Consider the following 13,045-nt stretch of genomic DNA (forward strand, 5'->3'; position numbering starts at 1 on the left):
GAGCAGGCGTTCTATCTGAAGGGTGGCATTGAGGATGTTCTCGCCGCCGCCGAGAAGATGAAGGCAACGGCTTAAGGGCAGGAAACAGCAAACAGGAAGTAGGAAACAGCGAAGTATGGCGGACGTTACGAACAACTCGGGGCTGCTGACGGTACGGCTGGTGACGCCGGATCGCGTGCTGCTCGACGCGACGGCGACGGCGGTTGAGCTGCCTTCGATGTCGGGTTATCTGGAGGCGCTCTACGGCGCGGCTCCACTGCTGGCGGAACTGGGTGCGGGCGAGGTTCGTTTGCATGGCGGAACGGCCGGCGAGCAGATCTTCTTCGTGGCCTGGGGCTTCGTCGAGGTGCTGCCGGAGCGCGTGACGATTCTCGCCGAGACGGCGCTGCATCCGAACGAGATCGACCTGTCCGAAGCAGAAGCGGATCTGAAGCACTCGCAAGAGCTTTGGAACGAGGCCGGCGACGATCAGGAGAAGTACGACGAAGCCAATGCCGTTGCTCGTGTGGCCGAAGAGAAGGTCGCTAGCGCGCAGGGCAAGCACTAAAGGTAGGGAAAATAGATAAGCCACCCTGTCTGCGACGAAAGTCGCAGACAGGGTGGCTTTTCGTTTAGGCAGGGGGATCAAATTTCCGGCGGCCTACCGTTTCAACACACTGCTGAAGCCATACCCTTCTGGTTCTAGCTACAGCAGAATGTTTGCAAAGTACGTAGAGGTGGAGTCGAATTAGGACACTTCAAAGAGTGTCCTAATTGCACACCTATCCATTCCTCACACCTTATGATGGGCTTCATGTCCGGAATCAGCAATTGGCGTCTACTGACCACCGCGATGATCTGGGGCAGTGCATCTGTTTGCGCATTGGCTCAGATTGAGCTCAAGCCCGCGCAGCAGATTCATCTCCCGGTACCATCCTCGCGGGGATCGTATGCGCTATTCTCAACGTTAGATATGGATTCGCGGCAGCATTTTTCTATGCGAGTCGCTCCCGATCAAAGTCTTCTGGTTCTCGACTCAGACACGAGCGGCAAGTGGCCTCTTGTGCGACTCCAAAAGTGGTGGACGGATGCTCCAGTTACCGATGTGCTTGATGTTCCGGGCTGGAGCGGAGTCAATGCGAAACACTTGGATCGTATCCACGTGGACGTGCAGATTACGCCGGATGGCCGTTATGCGGTCGCTTTTGCTGGGGCGGTCTGGATGGGGAAATCCGACTTTCTCCTCTTTGCCCCGATGGGATATGTCGCACGCAAGCCAGACACAATAGTTACCGTCATCGATCTGGAGAAGTGGAAGATCGTTAATAGTGTTCACACAGTAGCCACGGCGGATGGGCAAATCAGCGGTGTACGAGTGGTGAACGATAAGTGGATCGTGTTGGACTTCTCCCTTGGTAGGTCTCCAGTTGGGCATCTCTTGTATCGGTATGACAGCAAGTTAATCTCAATTCCAGATCTACATCACGGGCCAGAGTGTGTGTCGGATAGGCCGTTTCGCGGCTCTCCCTTTCTATCCTTGAACGCGGTGAATGCAGCGCCTGCTGAACGACACAACGATGCAGTTTGCCAGAATATTCTTCACCCTACAGGGGTCTCCTCCGTCGCTGCTCTGGAGACACTTATCGATCGTGGGCAGGATGTCCTGCCGGAGGGAGTGCAGCAAAGCAGTCACGATTTGCAAGATACAGAGGATGATTATTTCCGGGACTGGGGCAGCTTTCCTTACTACCTGTTTTATTACGAGAACCCGCCATTTGAATCTTCCTCGCATCGATGGTACGGGCTCTATGGTTCGCAGGAGCACGATTTCTATGATCTGGCGATCTTCGATGCTGAGGGACGCAGACTGAAAACGCAAACCGTCCATCATCTTCTATGCGGCGATTCCTTGCTGGAGAAAAGGGGGGCGGCCTGCGGATGCCGCGTCGTCGATGCTTCTGAATTGGAGAACGATCTTCTTGCCCACTGTCGCACACAGAATGGCGACTATGATGGCATGGTGCGGCGTGAATGGCTCTCCGTTCTTCACACAGATGATCTTTCCGTGGCAGGCTTTATCGACCTTCCTACGAAAGCCCATCACGAAACTTTGGAAGCGATCACGCAAGGGGATGGTCGCGATTATGTCGTGACTCTGGAGTCTGGGGAAGCACTTCGCGTCTATGCAATTCCCGGCCGACCGTAAGCGGTTTTTGCAGGAAGTTCTATAGGCACCCAATGAGGTCATGCCGGCGGAGACGAGATATGCCGGGCTTTCAGCCCTTGATTTATCGTTCGATCCCTTACTGATACTACGAACAACTCGGGGCTGCTGACGGTTAGGCTGGTGACGCCGGATCGCGTGCTGCTCGACGCGACGGCGACGGCGGTTGAACTGCCCTCGATGTCGGGTTATCTGGAGGCGCTCTACGGTGCGGCTCCGCTGCTGGCGGAACTGGGTGCGGGTGAAGTTCGCCTGCATGGCGGAACGGCCGGCGAGCAGATCTTCTTCGTGGCCTGGGGCTTCGTCGAGGTGCTCCCGGAGCGCGTGACGATTCTCGCCGAGACGGCGCTGCATCCGAACGAGATCGACCTGTCCGAAGCGGAAGCGGATCTGAAGCACTCGCAAGAGCTTTGGAACGAGGCTGGCGACGATCAGGAGAAGTACGACGAGGCCAATGCTGTTGCACGCGTGGCCGAAGAGAAGGTCGCGAGCGCGCAGGGCTAGCACTAACTAAGAGTAGGGAATATATAAGCCACCCTGTTTGCGATGAAATCGCAAACAGGGTGGCTTTTTGTTTGTGCAGGGCGTGGATTTAAATTAGACGCGGCAAGTCTCCCTGTTGGCGGAGTTCAACTGGCAAATTCCCTATATGGTTGCTAGTCGTTCACTCGCACTTTCGGATTGCCGACCTGACACTTGTTGAGCTGTGAACGCAGTGGAAGCACAAGGCATACTGTATTCGAGGGAATACCTATGCGCATGTGGCAGACAATCCGCTCTTCCATCTTCAGTCGCCACAGCCATCAGCACGCTTATGCGGCAATTGTTCTCTCTGGCGGCTATGAAGAGGCTGGAGATCAAGGGCGGTTTCGGGTAGAGGCCGGCGATATTGTCTTACACGAACGCTTTGAGGCCCACATAAACCGGTTCTCGGATTCAGGAGCAGTCGTGTTTAATTTGCCTTTGCCTGTAGGGCGCTCGTTTTTGCCAGGCGTGGCGAATGTTCCGGACCTCGACTCCATTATTCAAACTGCGGAAACGGACCAAGCGCAGGCAGCAGGTTTACTGCTCTCGACGGCTACAGCGCGGAAGGCGGTATATGCGGACTGGCCGGATGAGTTAGCTGCGTCCTTAATTCAATACCCATCTCTTAGTTTGTCTCGTTGGGGCGAGATGAACGGACTCACACCGTGGGCGATATCGCGGGGTTTTATGCAGGTGTTTGGTCTCTCTCCGTCAGCATTTAGAGCAAGAGCGCGTTCACGCCAGGCGTGGAAGGCCATTGCGTCGAGCGAAGCGCCGCTGGTACAGATCGCAACTGATCTTGGTTTTTCCGACCAACCTCATATGACCCGTAGTGTGAAGCGGATGACAGGAGTGGGCCCGCAGGCATGGCGGGCGGCCGCAAATAGATTCAAGACGAATTGAACTATGACCGGTACAACAGTTGCATGGTATGTGAGCGTTTGACTCGCTGTGTTCAACGTGTGCTTGTTGTGTGTGCGCTCCTTCTGATTGGGGGTTGGACTGCTGCGGCCCAACAAGGAACAAAGATCGAATTCAATACGGTGTTGCTGACCCAGAAGAAGAACGGTTGGCAGGTCGAGTTGCTGGACCATGGCACCAGCAAATATGGTCTGCTTTCCGGCGATCTTCTGGTCAGCGTCGATCGCAATGATGCCTCTACCTTCGGCCCGCTGGTGATGGCCGCATTCATGGACAATGCGTCTGTTCGAGCATTTCCGATTATCGTGGTCCGTGGCGGGCGCCGAAGAGAGCTGGTCCTGTACACATCTGATGGGAAAGTTCCAGCGCCAAAGACGCTCGGAAAGAAGAGCTCTGTTGCCAGCGGTGCGGAGGCACCCGAATGGGACCTGCCATCCCTACAGGGGCAGATGGTCTCTTTGAAAGACCATCGAGGCAAATGGGTGCTTCTGAATTTTTGGGCCACCTGGTGCTTGCCATGCCAGGAAGAATCACCGGTCTTGAGCAAATTGGCCCTGGCTTACCCTCAGCAACTTCAAGTATTCGCTATTGCAGTGCAAGATGAGCATAAGAAGTTAGAGGACTTCGCTGCTCGAATGAAACCTGCCTATACGGTCCTTGAGTCTGGGGACCTAAAGAGTGAGGTCGCCTTCTCCTACGGCGTCAATAGCGGCATGGGGTCGGCTACAGTGCCATTTAGTGTTCTGGTCCGTCCGGACGGTACGGTCGCATATGTTCAGGGGGGCTATGAGGCCCCGTCTCCATTAGAGAAACAGATCAGTGACTTCATTACAGAGAAGTGATTAGGCCCTAAATTCCAGCCAGTGCGTTGACTCATCTCAACTTTGCGCGATTACCTAGGCGCCCCATTCATGCGCGCTCTTTGCCTATGAGTGGGCAGGCCACGCATCCGTCGCCATCCCATTCATGACAATGAATCCGTCATGAATGGGGCTCCAAGTGGTCCAGAATACGTGAGGGCCACCCGCTCTTATCGCACCCGCTTATCAAAACTATCTCTCGCTTTTTTAATCGAGTCCCAGTTGCCCCCAATCCATTGGACCAAATGTTGCATCGGGGCTAGCAGACTGAGTCCCAGGACGGTTAATTCATATTCCACTCGTGGTGGTACTTCAGGGAACACTTCGCGGGAGAGGAAGCCGTCTCGCTCCAGGTTGCGCAGTGTGGTGGTGAGCATTCGCTGAGAGATCCCGTCCACCATCCTCTGCAATTCAGAGAAGCGGGCACGATGCTTGGGTGTCCTGGCCAGCATGACGACCAGGAGGATGCTCCATTTGTCCCCGACTTTTGTCATGAACTCGCGAACCGCCTTCATCTCGTCGCTCTTACACATCAGAGCTATCGGTTCGATGGTGTTCCTTTTGCTGGTTTTTTTCATGGGTTACTTCGACCTCAGTTCCTAAGGTAAATGTGCCGTCTTCTTTTTTAGTAGCTCTCACTTCATTATGTAGGTATTGGAACGTAACCATGGAGCGCGCATGGTCAAAGATCGCTCACGGATTTGCATCGCCCTCATGCTGATCCGGCTGCCAGTGGACGCAAATGCGTCCAGTTTCACGAAGTAAAGGAGATCTAATGCGTGTCTTTCTAACCGGCGCTACCGGTCTTATCGGTTCAGCTATTGTTCCGGAGCTCATCAACGCTGGCCATCAGGTGCTCGGGTTGGCGCGAACGGATGCGGCAGCCCAATCGCTCATCGCGGCTAGGGCCGAGGTGCATCGAGGGAACCTTGAAGACGTGGAGAGCCTTCGCAGTGGGGCGGCGCAGTCGGATGGCGTTATTCATACCGCCTTCGGCCATGACTTCTCCAAATTCAAAGAAAACTCCGAGATCGAGAAGCACGCCATCGAAGCCCTGGGTGCCGCGCTTGCAGGGTCTGATCGCCCTTTGATTGTCAGTACCGGTCTCGCTCTTCCTTCGCCAACGCGCCCCGTGACGGAAGAGGTGGATGAACCGGCCGTCTTACCGTATCCCCGCGTGCCGGAACAGGTTGCTCGCGCGTTGACATCGCAAGGCGTAAACGCGACGGTAGTACGCCTTCCCCAGGTCCATAACACCGTGAAGCAAGGGCTCATCACCCTTTTAGTCGCTGTAGCCCGTGAGAAAGGCGTCTCCGCATACGTGGCGGAAGGACTCAACCGCTGGCCCGCGGCGCATGTCCTCGACGTTGCCCGCCTCTACAGGCTTGCCCTCGAGAAGCACGAGGCAGGGGCACGATATCACGCGGTCGCTGAAGAGGGTGTATCGCTCCGCGACATCGCTGAAGCCATCGGCCGGGGGCTTCAGGTGCCTGTGGTCTCCATTGCTCCGGAGGAGGCAGTCGCCCACTTTGGCTTTGTCGGCAGGTTCGCTGGCGTTGACCTTTCGGCTTCCAGCGCGATCACACAGCAACGGCTCGGATGGCACCCGACCGGGCCTGGACTGATCGAAGATCTCAACAACATGCGCTACTTTGAGGGCTAAATGGACTGCGCACCAGCGGCGACTTTCCGTCGCTGGTGCGAGGTGCCAAAGAGAACTCGGCTATTTGATTGTGTGACGGAGAGGAAGGAGAGGCAGAGAACTCTGTCCTTAAACTTTCTCCAGCACAAGATGCGTTGCGTGTTCGGACGTCTTGCGATCGGTCACGGAAAATCCAAGTGCTTTCATGTCCAAATTATGAAACAGAGACTCACCCTGGCCGAGGAGAACAGGCACCGATGCGATGTTAAGGGCATCTATCAGTCCGGCCCTCAGATACTGCCGCACCGTCGATACACCGCCGCCGATCTTAATATCTTTACTTCCGGCGGCCTTCTTCGCGCGTTCCAGTGCGTCTTCAATTCCGCCGGTAACGAAGTAGAAGGTGGTTCCACCTTTCATGACCAGTGGCTCACGCTCAAAGTGCGTGAGTACGAACGTCGGCGCATGATACGGCGGATCGTCGCCCCACCAGCCCTTCCATGAATCGTCCGGCCATGCGCCACGCACGGGGCCGAACATGTTGCGGCCAAGGATGAAGGCACCAAAGTTGTCCATCGCCCGATGAGCAAATTCGTCGTCCATGTCCCCGACAGTTCCTCCCTCTATCCCATGCATGGAGCAGAAGGTCTTCGTATGAAAGAACCACTGAAAGAGTTCCGTCCCTCGCTTGCCGAGTGGATCCTGCAGACTCTGCTCGATACCAGCGCTGAAACCATCCAACGAAACACCAAATCCTGCGACACGAACTTTTGACATCTGGCTATTTCCTCCCTGATTCTTGTGCTGACTTTTGCTCCGGGCCGGTGCTGAATCTGGCCGGAGCTGCATCTATTGGGGGATCTGTTTTCCCCCTCGCAGCGCGATCTCCCTCATCATTTCATTTAAATCTGCGGCCGGTCGTATCTCCACGGCCATATTTCAAACCCTCACCTGGGGATATGCTCCGGGGCTATGCAATTCTCGACCGAGTTATGACACGATAAAGTCCGTGTTACGCTGGGCTGGTCCCAAAACAGTATTGAGTTGTTGGCGTGAAAATCCAGGAAAAGGATAGACGGAATCGTGATCAACAGGCGGAGATTCATCGAAGGCTCCTTGGCCCTTACTGCAAGTGCGGTGTTACTCGAGCGTGCGTCCAGCGCGCAAGCTGTACCAACTTCTCAAGAGAGCTTGTTGTCGCGCATGACGTGGCTCAACGAACCTGCTTCTACAAAGATTACCGGCGGACAGATTCTGGTTCGCAGCCGTGCCAAGACGGACTTCTGGCAAAAGACGTTCGATGGCTATGTTGCCGATAGTGGGCACTTCGATCACCTTTCTGTGCCCGGCGAGTTCACGTTCACAGGCTGCATCAATGGCAAGTATGCGACCCAGTACGATCAGGCTGGACTGATGGTCAGGCTGGATAGCGAAAACTGGATGAGGTGCGGTACTGAGTTCATCGATGGAAAGCGGTTTGCGAGCGTTGTGTTTACACGCACTTATTCAGACGGGTCGACGTTGCCGGATCTGTCTGAGACAGAACCTATCTGGTGGCGGGTGATTCGCAAGGCAAATTCCATTGAGACGCTCTGCTCGCTGAAGGGCGATACCTTCACCTCTGTTCGTATGGGATATTTCCCGCCGAATCGGCCGGTAGAGGTGGGGATCATGTGTGCGGCTCCCAGCGGTACGGGATTTGACGCTACTTTCAAGGATTTGAAGCTGGAAACCGCCTCGAAATAGAATGTCTGACCGAAGGGAATGAAGCGGACATGGAAATCGACGAATGAGTCGAACGGTTGTTGGCGGGGATCGTGCCGCCCTCCGGGGTTAGTGTCCTGCCTCTTCTGGGGCCGGCGTCAGTGGTTTCGCGATCTCATCCAGATAATCGGGCGTACCACCCACCCGCACTAACGAGGGATATCGCTCCCCGTCGTGATAATCGATAGGCACTGTTATCACATGCGTGTCGTTCTGCACGATCAGCTCCATTGGTCCCGCCGCTGTCTTGCTCTTCCGCACCGCCGCCCGTAGTACATCGCCCGAATAAAGCAACCCATTGACCGCCAGGATCTTCTCACCCGGAGCCAGCCGCGCCTTGTCCCCAGGGGCGCCTACTCGCACGTCGGTGATCCCACCTTGGGCATCCAGCTGAAGCCCCAGCGAATACCAGACATTCACTCCTGCCGACCCGGACCACAGCGACATTGCGGTCTCATAGTACTCGTTCAGCTTCTCCGTGTAGACCAGCTTGTATCCGCCCTGCTCGATCCCCTCCACATTGACATGCGGCTGCACCCGATACACGCGCTCCCGAAGGAACTTCGCCCAGTCGTAGGGCGCAACCTGATTCAGATCGTTCACTAACTCTTCGAGTTCATACGGAACAATTTGCGGCGGTGTGCTGCCTTTGCCAGCCAGGAAGATGGCCAGAAAATCGTGCAGGTTCTTCTGGTCGTTCGTCAGCTTGCGAATCGTTGTGTCCACATCCAGCCAAATCAGGTCTCCCTCCTCGTAGTAATCCGCGCCGCGCCGCCAACTCGACCACGCTGAACCACCCTGCAAGCCAGAGATCCCAACCGCTGTATCCTCCGTGCTACGCCAGACCCGTCCCGACATAGAATCCTGCATCGCCGCAATCGAGGCCAGATAGTCTCGATACTGCTCCGGGGTCAAGAATCCGCAACGTGCTCCCAGCACATTTCCGAGATAATCTGTCAGCCCTTCGTACACCCATAGCAGTTCGCCTTTCATGGGCGTCGCGTAGTCCGCGGTCGCCAGCCCTGCTGGCCGTCGATACTTTCCGTTCCATGAGTGCGTGTACTCGTGCGACAGCACCGGGCCGCCGCTCTCCAGAGCTTGGTCCGTCTTGAGCGCTCCGTTCGGCAGCGAATCGTCCGACGACTCATGATGCTCCAGCCCCCCGTAAGGTTGATTCTTAGTCAGTGTCAGCAGGAAATGGTAGCTCTCATAGTGCGTCGAACTGTACATTGCTCTAGCTTCTGTCACCAGATGTTTCAGATCCGCCACCACGCTCGGCCGCAGCTCCACGTCTTCCGGCGTATCGCCAGCCACATCAAGAAACACGGGTTTCGCCGCCCCCGAGTTCGCTGCTTCGGGGTTCAGCGCGTACTCATGAAAGTTGATACCGGTCATAACTGGCGAGTCCTCCAGCGTTTCCACTGTGGTTGCCGCAAAGTGCATGGTTCCACCCGTTGGGTGTTTGGGGTCGTACGGAGAGATTGGCTTGAGTGAGGTGCCAACCCCCCATCCCGCAGGCACAGTCACTGACGGCTGGATCGCAATCTGCCGCACCGGCACGCCTGCCGGATACAACATCAGGTCCTCCCATTCCAGCATTGCCAGTTCATTCGTCGACTTGATATTCGCGATAAAGTCCAGATGGGCGTGCAGCGTTGTCACGCCGGCCGGCACGGTCAGGTGAAACTGGTACAGATCCACCTCGTCGCGCTGCCACTCGATCGTCTGCCCATTCGCCGTGAACACGATGCCCGTGATGTCATTGTCGACGTTCTTTGGCGCGTGATGACCCGGAATCCACTTCGCCTCGGTCACCACGAGCGGACCTGCATGCACGGGCAGATCGATCTCCGCATGGAACAGCTTGCGGGGAGCATCGGTAAGATCAGCTGTGATCTGAATCGGTGCTTGTTGGGAGAAGGCTGAAACAGAACTGAGAAGAAGAGTCAGGAAAAACAGAAGGCTCCGCACCATGTGACGACCTCTGTGGAGAAGTGTGTTCTGGCGGTTCCCCGCAAGTGTAGCATCGTGTCCCGCAAGCTGCGGAGTACAGCAACTACACGTTGAGTTGCAAGTGAGCGCTACACTTAAGGGTGCGCATGGTTACCCCGGCAATTGTGATTGCGGCTGTTTTTACGCTGGTGCCTTTTCTGGCGGCGGCCTTCTTTTCAGGCAAGCTGACGGCTAAGATGAAGGCGCTCCCGACGTGGCTGCAACTCGTCGCGCCCGCTGGGCTGTCTCTTTCGTATGTGCTGGTCGCATGGTCCGCTCGAGTCTTCCGGTGGGGTTGGTTCGCGGTGTATGTTTTGATTCCGGTTGCGGTCTCGTGGCTGCTATATGAGGGCCGCCGCCACGATCCTGGTCGAAGAGGCAACTGGAGAGACTATGTGGTTCTCTTCAGCCTGGGGCTTGCTGTCGATCTGCGCTGGCTGGAACACGCGTGGCCGGCTCATCTTGCCGTCTTCAGTAAGATGCTTCTTCTGAATGCCGGCATCTGGGGCTTCCTCGTCGTGCGACAACTGGATGGCGTTGGTTTCGATCTTCGCCTGCGCCGCAGCGATTTTGGCGTTGGCCTAAGAGAACTGGCGATCTATGCGCCGCTGGCAGCCCTGCTTGGACTGCGCCTCGGTTTTCTGCATCTGCATCTATCCGTGGCAGCGATGTTGAAGCTGCCGCTCACCTTGTTCTTCACTTTCTTCTTTATTGCTGTTCCCGAGGAGCTCTTCTTTCGCGGGTGGATGCAAAACCTCATGGAGCGGCGTGTTGGACGGTATCCTGCTCTGTTTCTGACCTCAGTCCTCTTTGGGCTTTCCCATTTCAACAAGCGTGCTCTCCACTTCAACTGGCGATACGTGCTGCTGGCAGCGCTGGCCGGAATCTTCTATGGCCGAGCCTGGCGTCAAGAGCGGCGTGTTGGCGCATCAGCTATTACGCATGCGGGCGTCGATGCCATATGGTCGACCTGGTTGCGCTGATGGTAGCGATGGGGATGATAGCGCAGATATCCGAGGCCCACGCGCATATTGTGGGTCACCTGCCCAGGTACGGTCGTCGCAATGCAGATGCCCAGGATGGCGTGCGTCAGGGCCAGGGGATAGAGGTTACGGTAGTGCAGAAAGAGCAGGCAGGACGCAAGCCCCCAAAGCAGCGTTGCCGGCGTCAGAATGGGGTTCGGCAGGTGCGCGAGAGCGAAGATCGTTGCGGTCGCCAGTACCGCCGCGAGTTTTCCGGGCAGAAGCCGCAAGAGCCGTTGCAGGGAAAAAACAAGCAGCAGTAGCTGTTGTACAAAGGACCATATCGCGTAGCCGATGTAGGTTTTGAAAAACAGCCAGGGAGTATCCGGCACGTGCAGCGTTCCGAGCTGCCATGAGATAACCACAGCGACGGCTGCCATCAGCAGGGCTATGCCCACGATCCAAAGGGGCCGGAGCAGGTTGGCCGTATGCAGGCCCATCTTTTTCCAGCCGTCGAACGACAGCCAACTTACCACCAGGATCCAGAGAACGGGCAACCAGTAAAGCGCTCTCTGCCAAGGGCGGGGCGTCCAGATGACCAGCAGGATGAGCACGTATCCAACACAGAGCTCCATGAGATCGAGACGTCTGCGTTCTGCGGTCGCCGTAGTGGACACTTCGTCTGTCATGCAGGTTCACCCGTTCTAAGTCTCAGCCAGAAACGCCTCTACCAAAGCCTTCCACTCTGCCTCTAGAGTTGTTTGACGGTAATTACTCGAGCGCTGGTACCAATAATCTGCGTTCCAGGCAGAACCTTCCTTGCGATGAAGGTAAGCGTGGACAGCCATGCCCTCTTTGGTTTCCAGTTCATCGACCAGAGCATGGGCCTTTGCCCAATCTCCCTTTGCATCCCACCATAGAGCCGTAAGTGGAACGGACAGGCCGCGCCTGGGGGCTTCGTCTGCGAGCGACTTTGTGAATTGTTCGGAGTTCATTTGCGATCCTTCTGTGCGACGAACGGCTCAATCATACCGCCGGGCAAGCAGGAGGAAAATCTTTAACGCAGAGTGTTGCGGAGGAACGCGAGTATGGCGGCGTTGAAGAGTTCAGGCCTCTGCAGTGGGGCGAAGTGGCTTACGTTGTCTAGGGTGATCAAGTGCGCGTTTGGAAGGCTTTGAGCAAGATACTCCGCGTGTTCGCGTTTGATGAATTCATCGTGCTCGCTTTGTACGATTGCGACAGGCACGCTGATCTTCGCGAGGTCGTGTGTGGAGTAGTTGGGTTGCGTCTGCTGCATCAGCGTGACATCAGCGACGAAGTCCTGGAAGCGCTCTGGCGTAGCCGATAGCTGGGCATAGTCTTTTACGTGTCGAGCGAAACACCGGTCCAGCGTTGGAGTGGCTGCAAAGGGCTTTACGCCGCTTGGGTCCATGTTGCAGGCAAAGAAGAACACGCCTGCGACGCGTGAGGGGACTTTTGCAGCCAGGACCAGAGCGGTACAGGCACCGTCGCTCCACCCCACCAGGCTGACTCTTTCAAGATGCAAGGCGTCCATCACTGCCAGAACGTCGGACGCCATTAGCTCATACGAGAACGGTTGTGTGTCGCGAGTGCTGCGGCCATGGCCACGGCTATCGATCAAAACGACACGATAGCCGCTGTGTATCAATGCTGGAACCTGGTAGCCCCAATTGCCGCTGTGGCCGAGGCCTCCATGCAGCAGGAACACGGGTAAGCCAGAACCGTAGGTGCTGTACCAGATCCGAGCTCCCGCGTGTTCGAGGTAGCCTTGATTCTCTGCGACCGGCAAGGGAGCTGCGCCGTCCGTCTCGAACTTCTTGAGTTCGTCATCGTACATGTCTGTTTTGATTTTCCTCGATCAGTTACGACCGCTTCAGCATAGCTCATGCTAAATGCGCTTTGAATGGGCAGTGGTAGTTTCTCCAGGGCAGGGGACTAACTCGAGACCAAGGCGCGCGGTATGTTGCGTACAGGGATTCTGGAAGCTTTCATTAGTCTGACCGCGACTGATTCTACTCAGACAAGCGGTTTTCTAGAGGATAAAACGTAATTTCTGCTTGCAAGGGTCGGCCTTGTTGGAGTAGGGTTGTGCGGCTTCACGAAACAGAGAAATAAATAGCCTGAAAAAGCTCAAGTACCTACTATTCATCCGGGT

General features: G+C 56.1%; 14 protein-coding genes. 8 read left to right on the forward strand and 6 right to left on the reverse strand.

Annotated elements, in window-relative coordinates; genetic code table 11:
• Positions 1–115: 115 nt before the first annotated feature.
• From atpC (GSQ91_RS00005) to GSQ91_RS00025, 5 genes are all read left to right on the forward strand, one after another.
• Positions 116–547 (forward strand): ATP synthase F1 subunit epsilon, encoded by a 432-nt coding sequence (gene atpC / locus GSQ91_RS00005; protein ID WP_158819202.1) that lies wholly within the window; start codon positions 116–118, stop codon positions 545–547.
• 429 nt (positions 548–976) lie between these two features.
• A complete protein-coding gene (locus tag GSQ91_RS00010) occupies positions 977–2,185 on the forward strand; it encodes a hypothetical protein (RefSeq protein ID WP_158819203.1) in 1,209 nt (402 codons plus the stop codon).
• Between the two features lie 84 nt (positions 2,186–2,269).
• A complete protein-coding gene (atpC, locus tag GSQ91_RS00015; protein ID WP_158819482.1) occupies positions 2,270–2,707 on the forward strand; it encodes an ATP synthase F1 subunit epsilon in 438 nt (145 codons plus the stop codon).
• A gap of 255 nt (positions 2,708–2,962) precedes the next feature.
• Entirely contained in the window at positions 2,963–3,631 is a 669-nt protein-coding gene (locus GSQ91_RS00020) for an AraC family transcriptional regulator (RefSeq protein ID WP_158819204.1), read from the forward strand.
• A 140-nt stretch (positions 3,632–3,771) separates the two neighbouring features.
• Complete coding sequence (locus GSQ91_RS00025; protein ID WP_158819205.1) at positions 3,772–4,491, forward strand: TlpA disulfide reductase family protein; 720 nt, start codon at positions 3,772–3,774, stop codon at positions 4,489–4,491.
• Between the two features lie 188 nt (positions 4,492–4,679).
• On the opposite strand, the gene GSQ91_RS00030 is transcribed toward GSQ91_RS00025, so the two are convergent.
• A complete protein-coding gene (locus GSQ91_RS00030; RefSeq protein WP_158819206.1) occupies positions 4,680–5,087 on the reverse strand; it encodes a helix-turn-helix domain-containing protein in 408 nt (135 codons plus the stop codon).
• Positions 5,088–5,284: 197 nt separating this feature from the next.
• On the opposite strand from GSQ91_RS00030, the gene GSQ91_RS00035 reads away from it, so the two are divergent.
• A complete protein-coding gene (locus GSQ91_RS00035) occupies positions 5,285–6,172 on the forward strand; it encodes an SDR family oxidoreductase (protein ID WP_158819207.1) in 888 nt (295 codons plus the stop codon).
• A 108-nt stretch (positions 6,173–6,280) separates the two neighbouring features.
• On the opposite strand, the gene GSQ91_RS00040 is transcribed toward GSQ91_RS00035, so the two are convergent.
• Positions 6,281–6,928 (reverse strand): dihydrofolate reductase family protein, encoded by a 648-nt coding sequence (locus tag GSQ91_RS00040; protein WP_158819208.1) that lies wholly within the window; start codon positions 6,926–6,928, stop codon positions 6,281–6,283.
• 426 nt (positions 6,929–7,354) lie between these two features.
• On the opposite strand from GSQ91_RS00040, the gene GSQ91_RS00045 reads away from it, so the two are divergent.
• A complete protein-coding gene (locus GSQ91_RS00045; protein WP_254064313.1) occupies positions 7,355–7,897 on the forward strand; it encodes a DUF1349 domain-containing protein in 543 nt (180 codons plus the stop codon).
• A gap of 87 nt (positions 7,898–7,984) precedes the next feature.
• Here GSQ91_RS00045 and GSQ91_RS00050 read toward each other — a convergent pair whose 3' ends face one another.
• The gene (locus GSQ91_RS00050) at positions 7,985–9,889 is read right to left on the reverse strand and encodes a M61 family peptidase (RefSeq protein ID WP_158819210.1); all 1,905 of its coding nucleotides are present in this window, start codon (positions 9,887–9,889) and stop codon (positions 7,985–7,987) included.
• A gap of 125 nt (positions 9,890–10,014) precedes the next feature.
• On the opposite strand from GSQ91_RS00050, the gene GSQ91_RS00055 reads away from it, so the two are divergent.
• Positions 10,015–10,890, forward strand: a complete 876-nt coding sequence (locus tag GSQ91_RS00055; protein WP_158819211.1) for a CPBP family intramembrane glutamic endopeptidase — start codon at positions 10,015–10,017, stop codon at positions 10,888–10,890.
• Here the strand turns inward: GSQ91_RS00055 and GSQ91_RS00060 are convergent.
• From GSQ91_RS00060 to GSQ91_RS00070, 3 genes are all read right to left on the reverse strand, one after another.
• Positions 10,815–11,558 carry a CPBP family intramembrane glutamic endopeptidase gene (locus GSQ91_RS00060; protein WP_158819212.1) on the reverse strand — a complete coding sequence of 248 codons (744 nt, stop codon included), beginning with the start codon at positions 11,556–11,558 and terminating at the stop codon, positions 10,815–10,817. The genes GSQ91_RS00055 and GSQ91_RS00060 overlap by 76 nt on opposite strands.
• Positions 11,559–11,573: 15 nt before the next feature.
• On the reverse strand, positions 11,574–11,864 hold the full coding sequence (locus GSQ91_RS00065; RefSeq protein WP_158819213.1) for a hypothetical protein: 291 nt from the start codon (positions 11,862–11,864) through the stop codon (positions 11,574–11,576).
• A gap of 62 nt (positions 11,865–11,926) precedes the next feature.
• Positions 11,927–12,727 (reverse strand): alpha/beta fold hydrolase, encoded by an 801-nt coding sequence (locus GSQ91_RS00070; RefSeq protein WP_158819214.1) that lies wholly within the window; start codon positions 12,725–12,727, stop codon positions 11,927–11,929.
• Positions 12,728–13,045: the final 318 nt, after the last annotated feature.

This window comes from Granulicella sp. S156 (assembly GCF_009766105.1).
Lineage (GTDB): Bacteria > Acidobacteriota > Terriglobia > Terriglobales > Acidobacteriaceae > Granulicella.

Excerpts from the sequence above, each read along its gene's own strand:
- atpC (WP_158819202.1), top strand. The coding sequence starts at position 116 with ATGGCGGACGTTACGAACAACTCGGGGCTGCTGACGGTACGGCTGGTG.
- GSQ91_RS00010 (WP_158819203.1), top strand. The coding sequence starts at position 977 with ATGCGAGTCGCTCCCGATCAAAGTCTTCTGGTTCTCGACTCAGACACG.
- GSQ91_RS00020 (WP_158819204.1), top strand. The coding sequence starts at position 2,963 with ATGTGGCAGACAATCCGCTCTTCCATCTTCAGTCGCCACAGCCATCAG.
- GSQ91_RS00030 (WP_158819206.1), bottom strand. The coding sequence starts at position 5,087 with ATGAAAAAAACCAGCAAAAGGAACACCATCGAACCGATAGCTCTGATG.
- GSQ91_RS00035 (WP_158819207.1), top strand. The coding sequence starts at position 5,285 with ATGCGTGTCTTTCTAACCGGCGCTACCGGTCTTATCGGTTCAGCTATT.
- GSQ91_RS00040 (WP_158819208.1), bottom strand. The coding sequence starts at position 6,928 with ATGTCAAAAGTTCGTGTCGCAGGATTTGGTGTTTCGTTGGATGGTTTC.
- GSQ91_RS00045 (WP_254064313.1), top strand. The coding sequence starts at position 7,355 with ATGACGTGGCTCAACGAACCTGCTTCTACAAAGATTACCGGCGGACAG.
- GSQ91_RS00050 (WP_158819210.1), bottom strand. The coding sequence starts at position 9,889 with ATGGTGCGGAGCCTTCTGTTTTTCCTGACTCTTCTTCTCAGTTCTGTT.
- GSQ91_RS00055 (WP_158819211.1), top strand. The coding sequence starts at position 10,015 with ATGGTTACCCCGGCAATTGTGATTGCGGCTGTTTTTACGCTGGTGCCT.
- GSQ91_RS00060 (WP_158819212.1), bottom strand. The coding sequence starts at position 11,558 with ATGACAGACGAAGTGTCCACTACGGCGACCGCAGAACGCAGACGTCTC.
- GSQ91_RS00065 (WP_158819213.1), bottom strand. The coding sequence starts at position 11,864 with ATGAACTCCGAACAATTCACAAAGTCGCTCGCAGACGAAGCCCCCAGG.
- GSQ91_RS00070 (WP_158819214.1), bottom strand. The coding sequence starts at position 12,727 with ATGTACGATGACGAACTCAAGAAGTTCGAGACGGACGGCGCAGCTCCC.